Origin of the sequence: Bacillus sp. FSL W8-0519, from assembly GCF_038005585.1 — a bacterium.
In the GTDB taxonomy this organism is placed as follows: Bacteria; Bacillota; Bacilli; order Bacillales; family Bacillaceae_G; genus Bacillus_A; species Bacillus_A paranthracis.
The window spans coordinates 4,857,083-4,873,498 of the sequence record NZ_JBBOTL010000001.1; the positions used below are offsets into that span (position 1 = coordinate 4,857,083).

The 16,416-nt window shown below is 34.5% G+C and carries 16 protein-coding genes and 1 other annotated feature; of the genes, 6 read left to right on the forward strand and 10 right to left on the reverse strand.

The window, feature by feature from the left end; all coding sequences use genetic code 11:
- Positions 1–111: 111 nt before the first annotated feature.
- Complete coding sequence (locus NST14_RS25640; RefSeq protein ID WP_073536122.1) at positions 112–1,242, reverse strand: RNA-guided endonuclease InsQ/TnpB family protein; 1,131 nt, start codon at positions 1,240–1,242, stop codon at positions 112–114.
- Positions 1,242–1,370 carry a hypothetical protein gene (locus tag NST14_RS25645; RefSeq protein ID WP_000672785.1) on the reverse strand — a complete coding sequence of 43 codons (129 nt, stop codon included), beginning with the start codon at positions 1,368–1,370 and terminating at the stop codon, positions 1,242–1,244. The genes NST14_RS25640 and NST14_RS25645 overlap by 1 nt, the downstream gene beginning before the upstream one ends.
- A gap of 684 nt (positions 1,371–2,054) precedes the next feature.
- On the opposite strand from NST14_RS25645, the gene NST14_RS25650 reads away from it, so the two are divergent.
- Positions 2,055–2,813, forward strand: a complete 759-nt coding sequence (locus tag NST14_RS25650) for a TrmB family transcriptional regulator (protein WP_000939490.1) — start codon at positions 2,055–2,057, stop codon at positions 2,811–2,813.
- Positions 2,814–2,843: 30 nt separating this feature from the next.
- Here the strand turns inward: NST14_RS25650 and NST14_RS25655 are convergent, their stop codons facing one another.
- The 3 genes from NST14_RS25655 to NST14_RS25665 form a co-directional block, all read right to left on the reverse strand.
- The gene (locus NST14_RS25655; protein WP_229136637.1) at positions 2,844–5,273 is read right to left on the reverse strand and encodes a SpaA isopeptide-forming pilin-related protein; all 2,430 of its coding nucleotides are present in this window, start codon (positions 5,271–5,273) and stop codon (positions 2,844–2,846) included.
- A 270-nt stretch (positions 5,274–5,543) separates the two neighbouring features.
- Positions 5,544–5,708 carry a hypothetical protein gene (locus NST14_RS25660; RefSeq protein ID WP_000312826.1) on the reverse strand — a complete coding sequence of 55 codons (165 nt, stop codon included), beginning with the start codon at positions 5,706–5,708 and terminating at the stop codon, positions 5,544–5,546.
- A gap of 78 nt (positions 5,709–5,786) precedes the next feature.
- Positions 5,787–6,971 (reverse strand): MFS transporter, encoded by a 1,185-nt coding sequence (locus tag NST14_RS25665; protein ID WP_113732894.1) that lies wholly within the window; start codon positions 6,969–6,971, stop codon positions 5,787–5,789.
- 398 nt (positions 6,972–7,369) lie between these two features.
- On the opposite strand from NST14_RS25665, the gene NST14_RS25670 reads away from it, so the two are divergent.
- Entirely contained in the window at positions 7,370–8,125 is a 756-nt protein-coding gene (locus tag NST14_RS25670; RefSeq protein ID WP_000736809.1) for a YiiX/YebB-like N1pC/P60 family cysteine hydrolase, read from the forward strand.
- Positions 8,126–8,192: 67 nt separating this feature from the next.
- Positions 8,193–9,407: a hypothetical protein gene (locus NST14_RS25675; RefSeq protein WP_000788578.1), complete on the forward strand. Its 1,215-nt coding sequence runs from the start codon at positions 8,193–8,195 to the stop codon at positions 9,405–9,407.
- Positions 9,408–9,531: 124 nt separating this feature from the next.
- Here NST14_RS25675 and NST14_RS25680 read toward each other — a convergent pair whose 3' ends face one another.
- Positions 9,532–10,845 carry an APC family permease gene (locus NST14_RS25680; protein ID WP_048557419.1) on the reverse strand — a complete coding sequence of 438 codons (1,314 nt, stop codon included), beginning with the start codon at positions 10,843–10,845 and terminating at the stop codon, positions 9,532–9,534.
- 65 nt (positions 10,846–10,910) lie between these two features.
- Positions 10,911–11,148, reverse strand: a binding site (T-box leader).
- 165 nt (positions 11,149–11,313) lie between these two features.
- On the opposite strand from NST14_RS25680, the gene NST14_RS25685 reads away from it, so the two are divergent.
- Positions 11,314–11,541 (forward strand): hypothetical protein, encoded by a 228-nt coding sequence (locus NST14_RS25685; RefSeq protein WP_048557418.1) that lies wholly within the window; start codon positions 11,314–11,316, stop codon positions 11,539–11,541.
- A 78-nt stretch (positions 11,542–11,619) separates the two neighbouring features.
- Here the strand turns inward: NST14_RS25685 and NST14_RS25690 are convergent, their stop codons facing one another.
- The 3 genes from NST14_RS25690 to NST14_RS25700 all read right to left on the reverse strand — a co-directional run bounded on the left by NST14_RS25690 (position 11,620) and on the right by NST14_RS25700 (position 13,661).
- A complete protein-coding gene (locus tag NST14_RS25690; RefSeq protein WP_341119238.1) occupies positions 11,620–12,435 on the reverse strand; it encodes a hypothetical protein in 816 nt (271 codons plus the stop codon).
- 130 nt (positions 12,436–12,565) lie between these two features.
- Positions 12,566–13,348: a membrane protein insertase YidC gene (yidC, locus tag NST14_RS25695; protein ID WP_229143398.1), complete on the reverse strand. Its 783-nt coding sequence runs from the start codon at positions 13,346–13,348 to the stop codon at positions 12,566–12,568.
- 28 nt (positions 13,349–13,376) lie between these two features.
- Positions 13,377–13,661, reverse strand: a complete 285-nt coding sequence (locus tag NST14_RS25700; protein ID WP_000394930.1) for a hypothetical protein — start codon at positions 13,659–13,661, stop codon at positions 13,377–13,379.
- Positions 13,662–13,938: 277 nt separating this feature from the next.
- On the opposite strand from NST14_RS25700, the gene NST14_RS25705 reads away from it, so the two are divergent.
- Positions 13,939–14,832 (forward strand): YitT family protein, encoded by an 894-nt coding sequence (locus NST14_RS25705; protein WP_000530037.1) that lies wholly within the window; start codon positions 13,939–13,941, stop codon positions 14,830–14,832.
- A gap of 99 nt (positions 14,833–14,931) precedes the next feature.
- Here the strand turns inward: NST14_RS25705 and NST14_RS25710 are convergent, their stop codons facing one another.
- Positions 14,932–15,453 (reverse strand): GNAT family N-acetyltransferase, encoded by a 522-nt coding sequence (locus tag NST14_RS25710; protein WP_000397311.1) that lies wholly within the window; start codon positions 15,451–15,453, stop codon positions 14,932–14,934.
- Between the two features lie 463 nt (positions 15,454–15,916).
- Between NST14_RS25710 and NST14_RS25715 the strand changes: the two genes are divergently transcribed.
- Entirely contained in the window at positions 15,917–16,303 is a 387-nt protein-coding gene (locus NST14_RS25715; protein ID WP_001077770.1) for a DUF3938 domain-containing protein, read from the forward strand.
- The last annotated feature ends 113 nt before the right edge of the window (positions 16,304–16,416 follow it).

A 16,416-nucleotide genomic window follows, 5' to 3' on the forward strand; every position in this document is an offset into this window, starting at 1 on the left:
TTCAATCAAATTTACACGAGTTAGTGCTTCATCGTGTTCTCGCAACCCCGAAGGGACGAGGGGTATAACACTCCACACGAGGCAGTATCGTTACCTCCTATTATCAAGCATTTATTTTACCCATCTTGATAAATTTATCGCAGCATTTACATCCCTATCGTGATAGCTATTGCATGAAGCACAACGCCATTCACGAATCTTTAAACTCCACTGTCCTTCTGGTTGAACCGAATGGTCGTATTTTACGCCGCAACATGAGCAAATCTTGCTTGAGGCGAACCATTTATCAGCTTTTTCATACGCAATGCCGTACTTCTCGCACTTGTATGATAAACATTGAAAGAAGAAGTTTAATTTTTGAAAGGAAAGTGCCTTCGATAGTTTTTTGTTTTTTAACAGGTTCGAAATAGATAAGTCTTCCACAACAATCCTCATTGGTTTGGTTTTCACCAATTTAGCTGTTGCTTGATGGATATGGTTATTTCGGATATTCATAATTTTCCTAGATAACCGCAGGTGCTCAGCTTTCGCTTTTTCATATCCGGCAGACTGAATTTTCACACCTTTTTTAAATCTCCTAGACATATCTCTTTGCGCTGACTTTTTCCTTTTCAAAAGTTTTTTAACCTTAGCATCTTTGTTTATATTTCGTTCTTTCATACCATTAGAAGCTACAAAAAGTTCTTTTAAACCAACATCCACACCAATCGACTCATTCGTTAGTTCTTGTGATTCAAAGTCTTCTTGGAACCCTACACTAATCCACCAGTGACGACCATCAAAGGTAACTCTTGGATTGGATGGTTTTTTATTTCTTGGTAGTTGTTGGCTTGTTTTCACTTCTCCAATAGACTGAATATGAACGACTTTCTTTCCTATAACCAGTCTTTCATAATTGGCATAAAATCCTTGGATTACATCTTTTTTGGATTTATAAGAAGTGTGATAACCATTTTTGTACTTTTTGAACGAATGTTTTCTCGCCGTATCAAAATCTTTTGAAGCCTGTTTGGGAACTTGTGCATTAATTTCTTTTAACCACTCATATCTCTTTCGCTTCTTGATCTTTGTAAATCGTTTCTGTAAAGCTAACTGTGAAACAGATTTTCCAAATAGCTTATAGTATCTATCACTCATTCTTTTACAATAGTTATAAGCAAATCTTGCAGCACCAGCATGATTTCTAAGCACTTTCTCTTGTTCAGGCGTTGGAATCAGTCTGACTTTCTTCGCTAATATCATCAGAATGTAACTCCTTTAATGAAAGATTTGTTCTTCTGAATCGTAGCGTGTTCCACCAGCATTCTCCTTAGACTACTCGGATGCAAACCTGTTAATTCTGATACTTGACTAACTCGTGAAAATTTCATTATTATTCTCACCTCATTAAACCTAACATAGCACGTATGTTCGATACTTTCAATGAAGTTTGATAGATTTAATTAAATGTATCTTGTTCAACTAAGGGCGCAATTCCTTAGCCAGTTCTCTTATGAACTTCTCATGTTTTCACATGAGCGCAGACTATATGTTTATCTACTTAAAGATAGAGGATTTTTCCACCACCATAGGCTTGTGATGTACTCTCGTCAGTTATACGAGATAGTCGTTGAACGTTCACCTTATCCATTTTGACTTAGATGATTCGAGGCGGAAGACCCATTGTTCTAGTGTTTAGGATTTAACCTTGCACCATCTGATTGATTTTTTCTGCTTTCGCGACATTCACGCTCGCTATTTCTAGCCACGTTGTAGTTCAATCAGCTTTAGGGATTGCCCGCAGTTAACCCTCACTACTAGCCAATCACTTGACTAGCAGGGCTTACTGATATATTTAATTAACTTTCGTTATAATTGGTTAAATAAATCGTAACAGTTAATTACCCTTCTTGTTGTATTGTAATCATATTAATCATTATATTAAGTATAATAGATAAAATTAAAAAATTGAAATTAATTCTCACCTTAATACAATTAGAAAACTGACTACCACTTGTGCAAAAACAAATAGTTCATTATCCTTAAACTATAATCTCATTCGTTCGGAGGGAACTATGTTACAAAAATTCGGTTTCTCACAATATGAAAGCCAAGCTTACGAAGTTGTCGTATCAAGCAACGAACCATTAGATGCTACAACGATTGTGAAGCATTCTGGCGTGCCAAAAGCAAAAATATATGAAGTGCTTGCACGTCTAATCGATAAAGGAATGGTAATGGATTCTGTTTCGGAGAAGAAAAAGATGTATACAGCATTACCACTCAAGCTAGCAATTGAAAAATTAACGACAGAATTTCAATCCAATATTAAAGAATTAGAGACAACTATATCGAAAAAATCATTTACAGATGATCGTGTATGGAGCTTAAAAATGCAATCTTCTATTCGCGTTCAAAGTAAAGAGCTCATCGAAAGTGCAAAAGAATCAATTCGCATTTCAGCTTGGAACGATACCCTTTTAGAATATCTTCCGTTATTAGAAGAAAAAGCAAAACAAGGCGTCAAAACCGAAGCCCTTATAGTTGGAAAAGTAAAAACAGACTTAGAAAACATGCATTTTCTAATCCCAGCCGAAGAGCCTAACGCGCTAGAGCGATACTTACTGCTCATCGTTGACGACCGTGAAATTTTATTTGCTGGTGTAGAGCAAGAGTCATGGCAAGCGATGAAAACAATGTCACAACCTTTCGTAAAGTTCTTTACAGAATTTTTCTACCATGACGTTGCACTTGCAAAGATTACCCAGAAACACCATGATCTCTTTATGGAAGATGAGGAAATTAAGAGTTTGTTGATGAAGTTGAGATACTAAAAAAACGCCTCTATTACAAGGCGTTTTTTTCTACATTTCTTTTCTATTTTTCATCTTTAACACATAAGCTCCTGCAATAATAAAACCAAGTCCTAGAACAAATAAAACCGTAAATTCATTGCCGACGCCACCTGTAGCTGGTAATCGCACTTCATTATGAGTACTAGGTTGTTGCATTGGCTTCACATCAGCAGAAGGTTTCACTTCTCCATTCGGTGTTGGCTTATTTGGCTTAGAAGGAAACGATGCCTTTTCTTCTTTCTTATTTTTCACAATATGTTTAATAATTTCTCCATCCTCTTTTATTTCAAATCCGAATGTCTCTTCATTTATTACATATCCATTTGGTGCTATTGTTTCTTTATACGTGTACTTTCCGTATGGTAGTTTGAATTTCGCTATACCTTGCTCATTTGTTTTTCCTTTTACTACTTCTTTCCCTTGTTCGTTGTAGATTGTAAATTCTGCGTTCGGCAGTTTCGTATTCCCATCCGCTATATCTACTTTCGTTATTTCTAACTCGCCTTCTACTTTCTTATCTTGAACGATATGTTTAATAATTTCTCCATTCTCTTTTATTTCAAATGCGAATGTCTCTTCATTTATTACATATCCATTTGGTGCTATTGTTTCTTTATACGTATACTTTCCGTATGGTAGTTTGAATTTCGCTACACCTTTTTCATCTGTTTTTTCTTTTACTACTTCTTTCCCTTGTTCGTTGTAGATTGTAAACTCTGCATTTGGTAATTTCGTATTCCCATCCGCTATATCTACTTTCGTTATTTCTAACTCACCTTCTACTTTCTTATCTTGAACAATATGTTTAATAATTTGTCCATTCTCTTTTATTTCAAATGCGAATGTCTCTTCATTTATTACATATCCATTTGGCGCTATTGTTTCTTTATACGTGTACTTTCCGTATGGTAGTTTGAATTTCGCTACACCTTTTTCATCCGTTTTTCCTTTTACTACTTCTTTCCCTTGTTCGTTGTAGATTGTAAACTCTGCATTTGGTAATTTCGTATTCCCATCCGCTATATCTACTTTCGTTATTTCTAACTCACCTTCTACTTTCTTATCTTGAACAATATGTTTAATAATTTGTCCATTCTCTTTTATTTCAAATGCGAATGTCTCTTCATTTATTACATATCCATTTGGCGCTATTGTTTCTTTATACGTGTACTTTCCGTATGGTAGTTTGAATTTCGCTACACCTTTTTCATCCGTTTTTCCTTTTACTACTTCTTTCCCTTGTTCGTTGTAGATTGTAAATTCTGCGTTCGGCAGTTTCGTATTCCCATCCGCTATATCTACTTTCGTTATTTCTAATTCACCTTTTACATTTTCATTTTTAAGCTCTAATACAGCAGTTTCACCAGTTTTCACTTCAATTTTTTTAACACTTCCGTCTAACACATATCCAGCTGGCGCTTGAATTTCTTTGACGCTATATATACCGATTGGAAGATTACCTAACTCCGCAATCCCCTTATCATTAGTCGTAACATTTTGTTTAAAGTTTTCATTAGAAACTTCAAACACCGCTCCTTTTAATACTTCCTTTTTTTCTCCTAATTTCATAATCTTTAAAGAACCTACTGATTCCCAATTTACAACTAAATCTGTACTGATTTTCTCACTATTTCTTTGTAACAATACCGTTGTATTTTGAACTTTTTCCGATCCTTTAAAAGCTATTGCTTGTAAATTTGTTAAAGTAGACTTCACTTTCATTTTAAAGTTACCACTACTCGTATTTTTTGGTATTAATATTTTGAATTTTTCGTTAATTGATAACGTACTTTTCTCTTCACCATTTTCATTTACAATGCGAAGCCCTTTAGGAGCATTTTCAGGAAGAATTGTATAAGAGCCAGAAACCGCATTTGTTTGCACTGCATAAAATCCTGTTTCTAAATAATCACCTTTTTTTGTAGCAGTTTGTGAATCTACAGGATTAACTTTAAAGAATACATTTTGTGATCCAGTTTCTTTCTTTGAAGCCTCTACTAAACGCTTCATAAGATTATGTACACGTTCATTTTTTGCAACTAAATCTTCTTCCGTTAATTCATTTGCTGCAATCCATACTGCTAATTGTGTAGCATAATGCGCTTCTTCCGTTGTCGCTACACCTAATTCAGATGGGCTTTTTTGAGGATATCCATTTAATAAAATACGATATACAGCATCGGATGTTTTCCCCATCTCAGGCAAATCATCCCCATTGGGCGAACGTAAATCAGGCGTTAAACAATACGCAATACTACCCGAAGCCGTTTTAATTATTTCTGTCTTTATTTCACGCTGTTTCGAATTACTATAGCTCCAATCCATTTTATATGTTTCTCTGTTCATTACTTCTGCCTTTACTTGTGGCATCGCAATTCCTAATAAAATAATAAGAGCACTTAAAAAACTAAACCATTTTCCTACCATCTTTCGTTTCATTCTCTCCACCACCATATATAAATTTCTACATGAAGCAATCTTACTGTTTCATTGTACTTATAGTGAAAAAAAGAGAATAGGTGGTTTTTTTGTAGTATCTTGTCGAATTGTTGAGAAAGTTTCACAGTAATAAGCCATTTTAAAACGTTTTGTTGTCATGCTGCTATTGACAAATAAACATTACATGTTTCCAATTTTCAAACATAATAAAAAAGGCACTTTATAAGTGCCTTCATATCTTACGAGAAACAAATTTCAAATGAATACATATTACTTATCTTTTTCCTTTATCTCCATCAACAGCTCAATAATCTTCTCATTTTGCTCCACTTGTTTCTCTGAATTTTGATAGATGAAACGAACCCATCTAAAAATAAACGCGACCACAAATATTGGTATAAGGCTAAGTATCACTCCGACTAAATCATATGCCATTTTCTATCACCTCGCTACATACAAATTCTCTACCTTTCTACTAAAACCTGCAATTTTTTACAAATAAAAAAGAACCTATCAAACGATAGATTCTTCCTTCGCAAACTGAGTAGAACGTCCTCTCGTAATCGAGAAAATCGCACAAAGCAGCGCTAATATAATAAAGCCGCCTCCTACCCAAGCATTATATATAACAGACGATTTCTCAATAACAACTCCGCCTACTGTTGAACCGAGCGCAATTCCTAAGTGAAGGGCAGAGTTATTTAAACTTTGCTGAATACCAGCTGATTCCGGTGCAATTTCAATTAAATAATTTTGTTGTGCTGGCGAAATAGCCCAGCTCAGCATACTCCAAAGTCCCATCATAATAATGAACAGCGGGAATGAGAATGTCATCATCGGCAATAGGAAGATCGCACACGCAAATACGATAATAATTGAAATAATACTTTTCTTCGATCCCCATTTATCAGCAAGCCAACCTCCGAAGCCGCCCCCAATTACTGCTGCGATTCCGAAGATGAAGTAAAATACACTAATCCAATTCGCTTCCACATGCATAACATCTTTTAAAAATGGTGTTAAATATGCATATAGTGTTAAATGACCCGTTAAAAATAAGAATGACGTTAACTGTGCACTGACGATTTTTTTATCTTTTAACGTAGCAATCTGCTCTCTTATTGATAATACCGATGTCGGTGGTACTTTCGTTAAGAATAATGAAATACAAGCGATTGCTATAACTGTTAAGATCGAAATGAGTACAAATGGTGCACGCCATCCGTATGCATTTCCGAGTACAAGGCCAAGCGGTACTCCAAGTACAAGTGACCCACTAATCCCCATGAAAATGATTCCAATTGCACGCGCACGAAAATGCGGTTCTACAACGCTAGAAGCAAGTGTTACTGACAGTGCAATAATAAGCGAACCACTCGCCGCACAAATCACCCTTGAGAACATTAACATCCCGTAATTCACACTAAATGCTGAAATAATATTTCCGATTAAGAAAATTGATAATGCCCCAACATACAATGTTTTTCTTTCAAATTTCCCTGTTAAAGCTAGTAAAACAGGACCTGATAAAGCAAATACTACTGAAAATATTGTGATAAGCTGACCAGCTGCACTAATAGATACACCTAAATCGTTGGCAACTAAATCGAGCGTTCCTCCTATAATTAGCTCAACCGTTCCGACTACGAAAGCCGCGATAGCTAAAATATACACACGAAAATTCAAGTCTTTCCCCACGCTTTCTTTTTTGGTTACTACGATTATAGTAACCAAAAAAGAAAGCGGAAGCAAGTACAATTTTTTATCATAAGAAACTCCCCTCTTATGATATATCTCCAACATTTAAATAAAGATCCTTATCTGAAAAATTATCACTACTTCTATCCAATTTGTAATCAAACTAAGAAATATTAATAAAAAACAACATTTATTATTAAATTTATATATATAAATTTAATTTATAATAAACTTGATTAAATTTCCTATTATTTACAAACAAATTGTACCAAATAAGATTTTTCTTTACTAGACTTGTATTAAAATTACAGAAAAATTATTATTTTCTTGTAGAGTAAATACTATACTTTATAAACACACAATAGTTTGGAATATCAAAAAACTTAGGGGGAAAAGAAATGAAAAAATTAACTGCACTAACTTTGACAGCAAGTATTTTAGCTTCAGCTGGGCTTGTGCCTACATCATCTTTCGCAGCAAGTAACGAACTTCCGTATTTAAATGAGATTAAGAAATTGCAGCCAGACGTAAGTACAGAAGAGTTAATTTCAGATATTATTGAAGTTGCAAAAAATACGGGCAATACAAAAGAAGCTTTAGCAGAACAAATTTATAAAGAATTAAAAGCAAATCATGAACAAGGAGAACGAGAAGCTACTCAACGAAATAATAAAGATACTACTAATGTTCAATATGGTGCTAGCGGCGGAAATGTAAAAGTAGGAAATTCTAATATGGGCGACTTTTATTATACTGGATCTACAACTGCTTATATGAATCACGGACATGTCGGTATGTACTATAGTAAAGACTTGATTGTTGAATCTGTACCAGACAAAGGTGTGCGCACAATTGCTACTAATAAACGCTTAGTTGATAAAGGTGATGCAGTTGTCAAATCTGTAAATACTTCTTGGCAAAATAAAAATGACGCAGCTTGGTGGGCGAAAGATCGTGTAGGAAAGGATGACTATTCTTATAATTTCGCAAACAATAGAAATACTAGCCATTATGGCGCGAAGAATTGTTCTAAATTGATATGGTCTGCTTATAAATTACATGGTGGTTTAGATTTAGATAAAGATGGTGGAGCAGGTGTATATCCTCGAGATGTTAGAGATGCGCAAAAAACATCGTTAATTCGTAATATATAATTTTAAAACTGAAAGTGAAACAATTTATTTGTTTCACTTTTTGGTTATTTGAGGAGCAGAAGTGAAAATGAAAAATCACCGGAAAATAATTCTATTTTTTACGATTATTATAACGATTGCAGTATTAGCTTACTATTTATGTATAAAAGATAAGAATGCAAACTTAATATCAGATAAAGAAATACAAAATAAAAATTTTTTAGATGATAAAAAGGCTGTGCTTTACTTCTCATCCACTGCCGATCAAGATTTAGATGGTAAAGGCATTAGTTATGCCATATTTATAAATAAACAAGGCGTTGCTAGCGGATATAAAATGGGTGGTCTAGAGCTCGGCGGTATTGGTGTATCCGACGATAAAAAACAAGTTCTATTAGAGAGTAAAAATACTATAACATTTCTAGGAGAAAATCCTACTACTCATAAAATAAAATACCAACATACCGGTGATTTTAATGGATATTTAGCAAACCAAAAGATATTTGTTACTATTTACAATTCAGGAATGGACAAAGAGAACGGGAACTATAATTCAAATGTTTTATTCGGAAATGAAAAAGTTATTCATAAAAGCAATATCCCTCATTTCATTATTAGCTCTGGATTAGATGGGGAAAATATTTTAGTAGCCACTCAAGAATTAGTTACTAATAAATACGAATTAAAAAAATTAACGTTTAATGATGCAACAATGAATATAGAGAATATTACAGCGCTTAATATAAATGGAAAAGAGGACCATGCTAATCTTTCACCTATTTTAGTAGATTCAGAGAATTACTACATGGTTATGAGTACAATTGATAAGGATGATCCGCTAAAAGGGGAAACATTCTTGTTACGTACTAATAAAGCCACTTTAGAACAAAATACAATATTTATGTATAAAGAAGAAAACTCAACTGCAACCAGCCCATTTTCATTAGATAATTCCGCATATATATATAACAACGAATTATATTTTTTAAACGGTCTTGGTGATATATATACATATAACCCTAAAAATAATACGATGAGCCATAAATTCACCATAGATTACCATGTTAAAGATGGCGTTAGATATAATGAACAAACTTATTTCGAAAACGACTCATTATATGTTCTACGTTATGATGCAAAGCGCAATAATAAATACTATATAGAAAGATACAACTTAACAAACGGAAGAAAAGTATCCGAACAAGAAATACAAGGTATAGAATCTATACTCGCCACCGTGAAAGGCGGAAAGAAAGTTTATGCTTATGACTTTAAAATGTTACTACCCAAAACAGGTAATTAACTATACTTAATTACCTGTTTCTAGGTTATAAAATAGGGTAATGTAATTCCCCATAATTCTAATTTTATACTTTCAAATTTTTTCACATAAAAAACAGGCGTATGATACGCCTGTTTTCTAATTATTAAACAGCAGTTTTATTCTTCTTATTTAAATACCAATATACCGGCAGTCCCGTAAAGACAATTCCAATTGATAAGAAACAACTTAGTGGATCGTTAATAATCGCACTACCGATTACAAAGAGTGAGCCCAAAATCGCAACGATTGGGACGATTGGGAATAACGGTACACTGTATGCACGCTCTTTATTTTTATTACGTTTTCTTAAAATGAAGACACCGATAAACGTCATTACATAGAAAATATAAATAATGAATACGGAAATCTCAGATAGCTTATTCGGATCGCTAATAATCATTAAAATAATTCCTAAAATGATTTCAACAGTAATCGCATTTGCTGGTGTTTTAAATCTTGGACTTTCCTTCGCAATAAACTTAGCAAATGGAAGTTGTCCACGTTCTGCCATCGACATCGGGATACGTGGGAACGTTAAAATCTTTCCATTTAAACAACCGAAAATAGAAACGATAATACCGATACTAATAATTTTCCCACCATATTCTCCAAGTAGCATTCCTGCAGCTGTCGCTGTTGCATTTTCTCCAAGTTCTACAATTTGCGTTGCTGGTAATACATTCAATAACGCCAAATTAATTAATACGTAAGCAGCTGTTACAATTAAAATCCCAACTGTCATTGCTTTCGGTAATAGCTTTGTTGGATTCTTCATTTCTCCACCAATCGAAGCAAGTAAAATCCAACCGTCATAAGCAAATAACGTTGCTAAAATTGCCATCCCGATACTTTGATTTTCTGATATCGGCACAACTACGTTAAAGATATCGCTATTCCCTTTCCAAAAACCTAACACAACAATTAATACGATTGGAATCATCTTCCCGATTGTCGTGATCGTTTGAACGATACCTCCGTATTTTGTTCCCATACTATTTACAACGCCAAGGAACACAACTGTTCCAATTGCGATTGGTAAATTCCATACTTTATCTAAATAGAAAAAATTAATCATTAAAGAACTAAAGTATAACCCTAATGTTCCAATAATAGCTGGCCCATAAACAATTGTTTGCATCCAGCCTGATAAATATCCCCAAAAACTTCCGTAAATCTCCTCTAAGTACGTATACAACCCACCATTTTTCGGGATTTGCGCTCCTATTTCAGCTACTGTTAAACCACTTGCTAGCGTCAACAGACCACCAATTACCCAAGCAAGAATCGCCATATTAGAACTCCCTGAGTAATCTAATACGCTGCCTGGTTTCATAAACACACCAGACCCAATAATCGTTCCTACTACGATAGAAAGTGCTACCGTTAAACCAATTTTGTTCTTCTCATCATGATGCATGCTGCGTATCCTCCTTCCAATCCTAGTGTGATGCAAAAATGAAATAAAAAAACACTCCTCCCTAAAAAAGGGACGAGTGTTATATTCGTGGTTCCACCCTTGTTTCAATTCGCAAAGTAACACACTTCACCAATTTCTCAAGTCTAAAATAACGGTTTTTGCCGGCAAGCAATTACTAAATGTTCGTTCACTGCTGCAGTTCAGAGGTGGTAATCTATTTTTTCGTATTAGGAAGCTCACAGCCAAAGGCTTCCCTCTCTGAGAATCGTAAAAAATTGATCGTGTCCTCATCATCACTTCTTGATGTCGAATTTTGTAGTTATTGTTCATTATATTGAATTGTTAGAAAAAATCAATATATTTTTTATATAACATACGAAATTTTTCTCTTCTTATATTATAACAGAATTTACGACACTTCTCTAATTCCCTAAAAACGGTATAATTCATATAGGAGGTGCACCAATAATGATTGCTGTTTTTTGTATCATCGCTACATTTCTTTCTGTTCTATTCGCTATCATGCATCGGCACAAATATCCTGGTTATAGCATTTTAGCGGTAGCTATTATACCAGCTGTTTCCTTCTATGTATTAGGTAAATATCAATATACGGAAGTATTTATCGGTTTTGCAATCTTCTACTGCGTCTTTGGATACATACTAACAATAAAAAGAATTTTATTGAATCGTTAAAAAGGACCGATTTCTGCTGACAGAAATCGGTCCTCGCACGTACCTTCCGGTTGCCCACACGAAAGCTACGTAATTCGCTTATTTATCTTCTTTGTTCATAAAAAACTTATGATGCGGAAGATCCACATTTAATGCCTCTAATTGTTTCTTTTCATTGTCTAAAATCTCTTTTGCCTTTGTTTTTGTTGCCTCATCTACTCCTGCAAAGATGTCTTCATGCTTCTCTTTCTCTGGGAGTTTCACGCCTAACTTCGTTAATTCTTCTTTTGCTTGCTCATGCGTTAATTTACCGGACTTTTCTTGTTCAAAAATTGACTTCACTTTTTCTTTCGCCTGTTCATCTAAGTTAGCAAGCATATCTTTACGCTTACCCTTCTCCGGCATTTTCACGCCTAATTTCGTTAATTCTTCTTGCGCTTGTTCACGTGTTAATTTTCCGGATTTCTCTTGCTCTAAAATTGATTTCGCTTTTTCTTTCGTTTGATCATCTAATCCCGCAAACATTTCTTTGTGTTTACCCTTTTCCGGCAACTTCACTCCTAGTTTTGTCAATTCTTCTTTTGCTTGTTCTCTTGTTAATTTTCCAGACTTTTCTTGCTCTAAAATTGATTTCGCTTTTTCTTTCGTTTGATCATCTAATCCCGCAAACATTTCTTTACGTTTTTCTTTCTCTGGAAGCTTTACACCTAACTCCTCCAACTGTTTCTTTGTATCGTCCATAATTGTTTTTACTTTTTGTTTTGTAGCATCATCTAAATCTTTTTTCGCCGTTTTTGCAGACTGATCCACTGCTTGAGTATTCGTTGCCGCGAATGCCGGAATACCGACTCCTCCAATGATTCCGAATGATAAAGCACCTGCAATCGCTAAATACCCAACTGTTTTCTTCTTCATAGGAAATTTCCTCCTTCATATTTCTAATGCATGTACACTTTCGTATACAACGCCTATAGTAATGTTGGTTTCTTAACATTTCCTTAACGACTTAACAAAAAAAACACCGCTCATCCCGAGCGGTGTTTTTCTAAGCTTTTTGTAATTGTAATTCTTCACGTTCCATTATTTTTCTTAATACGATTGTTTGTGTCATTGTAAATAAGTTACCTGTTATCCAGTACAACACAAGTCCTGATGGTGCCGCAAATCCCATAAATAAAATCATTGCGGGCATCATAATTTGCTGCATCTTTAGCATTTGTACTTGTTCTCCAGGTGTAATATTCGATTGGAAAACCTTCATTTGAATAAATGTCGTTAATGCTGCAATAATCGGTAATATATGATAAGGATCTGCATGTCCTAAGTTCACCCATAAAAACGAAGATATACGAATCTCTTCTGTTCGGCTAATCGCATAATACAAAGCAGAGAAAATCGGCATTTGTATAAAGATTGGCCAACAACCAGCAAGTGGATTCCAACCGCCTGATTTCATTAGTTCTGACATTTCTTTTTGATACTGTTTTTGTTTTTCTAGATCTTTGCTTACATCACCGTATTTCTGCTTTAACTTCTGCAATTCAGGTTGCATTTTCTTCATTTTCGCTTGGCTACGATATTGCGAAACAGCTAATGGAATCATTGCTGAACGAATAACGAGCGTCATAATAATGATAGCAATCCCAAAGCTAGCTCCCGGTATATGATGAGCAACAAATTGAATCATAAACGAGATTGGATATACAAAATAATGATCCCAAATTCCCGTACTATGTGCATCAATTGGTGCTGCATTACTGCAACCAGATAAAACAAAAACAAGTAATAATGATAAACTAACGAGCACAGCTCGGTATGATTTTAACATGTTCATTCCTCCAATGTTTCGTAATTATTTAGCGAAACATTGGTGTATACGGACCGACCTCGTCATTCTCTTCACTTGATTCTTGTCTGCGTACAGAACGAATCATTCCATATTTATAAAAAATAGAAAATAGCGGTACATTCCCCGCACTATCTTCACATGTATCAACTAACGCAAATGCTCTTTGTCTACCGCTCGATGCTTGCTGACGCACAAAGCGAGAAACGTTAGCAAGGAAGAAAACTTCTAATAAACAAAGTGCTGTCGTTACAAACGATATATATAGAATTGCATCCTGCAATAAAAATTCCATCGCTTCACATCCTTAATAAGGTCATTTTAGCACATTCGGCAAACATTCTCTATTTCCTTTTATCGTCAAAAAAAGTATTTTGCATATTTTCTCAAGAAAATAATAATTGAGAAACATTGTATTCGCTTTCTTTAGTATATTCACACACATCAATGAATAGGCTTGATTTATTAGAAATTTATAAAATTTTTGCATTATAATAAAACTATTGCCAGTTTTTGAAAAAACCTTTATTCTCTTCTTGTAATCAAAAATGAATATGGAGATGAAACATACTATGGGTCAACTAGGAGACGCCGATTACGTTCCCGACACCGCCTTTTTATCCTTCCCAGCAGCTAAAACATTTCACTTAGAATTTATCATACAGTTGGTTGTTATTTTCGTAGCTTCTATTTTGTATGCAATTTCTATGAATATGTTCTTTATCCCGCATAACATGATTAGCGGTGGATTCGCTGGAGTAGGGATGATTATCGGTTATTTAATGCACTACAATATCGGTGCACTTATCTTTTTACTAAACATTCCTCTTCTTATTTTAAGTCACTTTTACTTAGGCAAGAAGACAACCTTTTTAACAGCGTACTTTGTAGCTGTATCATCGTTAGCGATGAACATTATCCCTGTACACCAAGTTTCAGACGATATTTTACTATCTTCTGTATTCGGCGGTGTAATCTGCGGAGCAGCCTCAGGAATCATATTCCGATTTGCTTCTTCAACAGGTGGTTTTGATGTTGTTGGATTGATTGTAGCGAAATATCGAGATGTTTCAATTGGAGCAATCATATTTGTATTCAACTTAATCTTACTTGTTGTAGCAGGATTTATTTTCGGATGGGATATTACACTTTATACGTTAATTAGTCGATTTGTAGTCAGCAAAGTGATCGATGCTGTGCATACGAAACATATTAAATTAACGATAATGACAATTACAGAAAAAGGCGAGGAAATAAAAAGCGCCCTACTACATCACGGCATACGTGGCGTGACAATGGTAGATGCTGTCGGCGGCTATACAAACCATAAGAAAAAAATGATTTACACTGTCGTGACTCGCTATGAGTTAGGCGAAATGAAACGCATTATCCGTCAAGTGGATAATAAAGCATTTATGAACATTACTGAAACAGTTGAAATTGTCGGCCGTTTCAAACGCATATAAAAAAGGTCAATACATGAAAGGGCATCACATATTATATGTGATGCCCTTTGTTATTCAACTCACGCACCTTTTAGCATAATACAATCACTACGTTTATTACTACAAATCGGAGGATAGCATTCCATATACAATACTGTCTGTCCATTCATCTTTATTCCAGAAATCTTGTATGAAATGTGCTTCCTTTCTCATGCCTATTCGTTCACACAATTTTTGTGAAGCTGTATTTCGTGCATCAAGATTAGCTTGTATACGGTGTACATTACATTCATGAAATAATTTAAATACCAAACGACTTACTGCTTCTGTTGCCAAACCTCTCCCAGTTACTTCATTTGAAAAACTATAACCAATCTCAACAGTGTCTTTCATATTTGTGTACCATACGGATAAATCACCAACTACCTTAGTTTTGTATATAACCGCCAAACTTAATATTGAGTCTTTAGTAAGTGCATTGTTTGCTAGCTTCTTATTAAATCTTTCCTGCATGTCTTCATAAGTCCACTTATTATGTAATAGGAACTTACATGTATCCTCACTATTATAAATAGCAAATACATCCTGTAAATCAGTACTTTTAAAAGGCCTAATTATTAATCTTTCTGTTGTGAACTCCAAGTTAGCTCTCCTCCCTTACGTTTACATGCATGCCATAAAACATTTTTTATCATATTTAAGTCTACTTAGATCTCACCTTGATTACATATTTCATCAAAATAAATGAAACTCCTTCTTCTACTAAACCGCACCGTTAATGGTATTTCCTTGCGTTTTTTATTTTTTACACTTATTACAAAATCAGATAATTCTATTATTATGTCTCTAAATGTGTTATAATGAAAACAGACTCACAAAAAAAGAGTATATAGACTTGGAAGTTTCTCATATTTTACAAACAAAAAGAAACGAGCAGTCAGGTATATTTCAGACACCATACACGTAACGGTTTAAATAACCGATCATCTTAGTTACTCTTCAATGATCTTTTTATAAAAAGATACGTACAATTAAAACTCACTTCAATATACTATACCTACCTTTTTGACTTCCAAATCATCTTATTACATAAGGAGATGAACATATGAATCAATATATACGATATACAATAGCTGTCCTGTTTGCTATTATCGGCGGAACAATCTGCTTCTGGACAAACACTCAGCTTGGAGAGAATATCATTTTTAATGGAATCGAAACACTTGTAAGCGCTTCAATTTTAGGTGGATACATTTTCTTCCTCTTTAATCCAGAAGAAAATGCGCAAAAAACAATGTTATTAACAATGATCGGAATTGTCGGCGGATGCATTTCCTACTCAATGACTAACTATACATTACCACTTCAATTAAGCTCAGCTTTCTTCCACGGTCTATGGACTTGGTTCATTGCATTCTGTCTAGCAGATGTATTCAACCTATTACAAGACAACGAAGAAGAAAACGGTCGCCAAATTGAAAGTAACTCGTAAGCTGGAAGAGATTCTTCCAGCTTTTTTTATGTTGGTTTGCAGACCCCGTCACCATAATAAAAAGAAGCTACTCTACAGCAACTCCTTTTCCATATACCCCATCCAGTACCAAC

Coding starts and splice junctions, on each gene's coding strand:
- NST14_RS25705 (WP_000530037.1), top strand. CDS start 13,939: ATGGGTCAACTAGGAGACGCCGATTACGTTCCCGACACCGCCTTTTTA.
- NST14_RS25715 (WP_001077770.1), top strand. CDS start 15,917: ATGAATCAATATATACGATATACAATAGCTGTCCTGTTTGCTATTATC.
- NST14_RS25700 (WP_000394930.1), bottom strand. CDS start 13,661: ATGGAATTTTTATTGCAGGATGCAATTCTATATATATCGTTTGTAACG.
- NST14_RS25685 (WP_048557418.1), top strand. CDS start 11,314: ATGATTGCTGTTTTTTGTATCATCGCTACATTTCTTTCTGTTCTATTC.
- NST14_RS25660 (WP_000312826.1), bottom strand. CDS start 5,708: ATGGCATATGATTTAGTCGGAGTGATACTTAGCCTTATACCAATATTT.
- NST14_RS25645 (WP_000672785.1), bottom strand. CDS start 1,370: ATGAAATTTTCACGAGTTAGTCAAGTATCAGAATTAACAGGTTTGCAT.
- NST14_RS25640 (WP_073536122.1), bottom strand. CDS start 1,242: ATGATATTAGCGAAGAAAGTCAGACTGATTCCAACGCCTGAACAAGAG.
- NST14_RS25655 (WP_229136637.1), bottom strand. CDS start 5,273: ATGAAACGAAAGATGGTAGGAAAATGGTTTAGTTTTTTAAGTGCTCTT.
- NST14_RS25675 (WP_000788578.1), top strand. CDS start 8,193: ATGAAAAATCACCGGAAAATAATTCTATTTTTTACGATTATTATAACG.
- NST14_RS25680 (WP_048557419.1), bottom strand. CDS start 10,845: ATGCATCATGATGAGAAGAACAAAATTGGTTTAACGGTAGCACTTTCT.
- yidC (WP_229143398.1), bottom strand. CDS start 13,348: ATGTTAAAATCATACCGAGCTGTGCTCGTTAGTTTATCATTATTACTT.
- NST14_RS25690 (WP_341119238.1), bottom strand. CDS start 12,435: ATGAAGAAGAAAACAGTTGGGTATTTAGCGATTGCAGGTGCTTTATCA.
- NST14_RS25670 (WP_000736809.1), top strand. CDS start 7,370: ATGAAAAAATTAACTGCACTAACTTTGACAGCAAGTATTTTAGCTTCA.
- NST14_RS25650 (WP_000939490.1), top strand. CDS start 2,055: ATGTTACAAAAATTCGGTTTCTCACAATATGAAAGCCAAGCTTACGAA.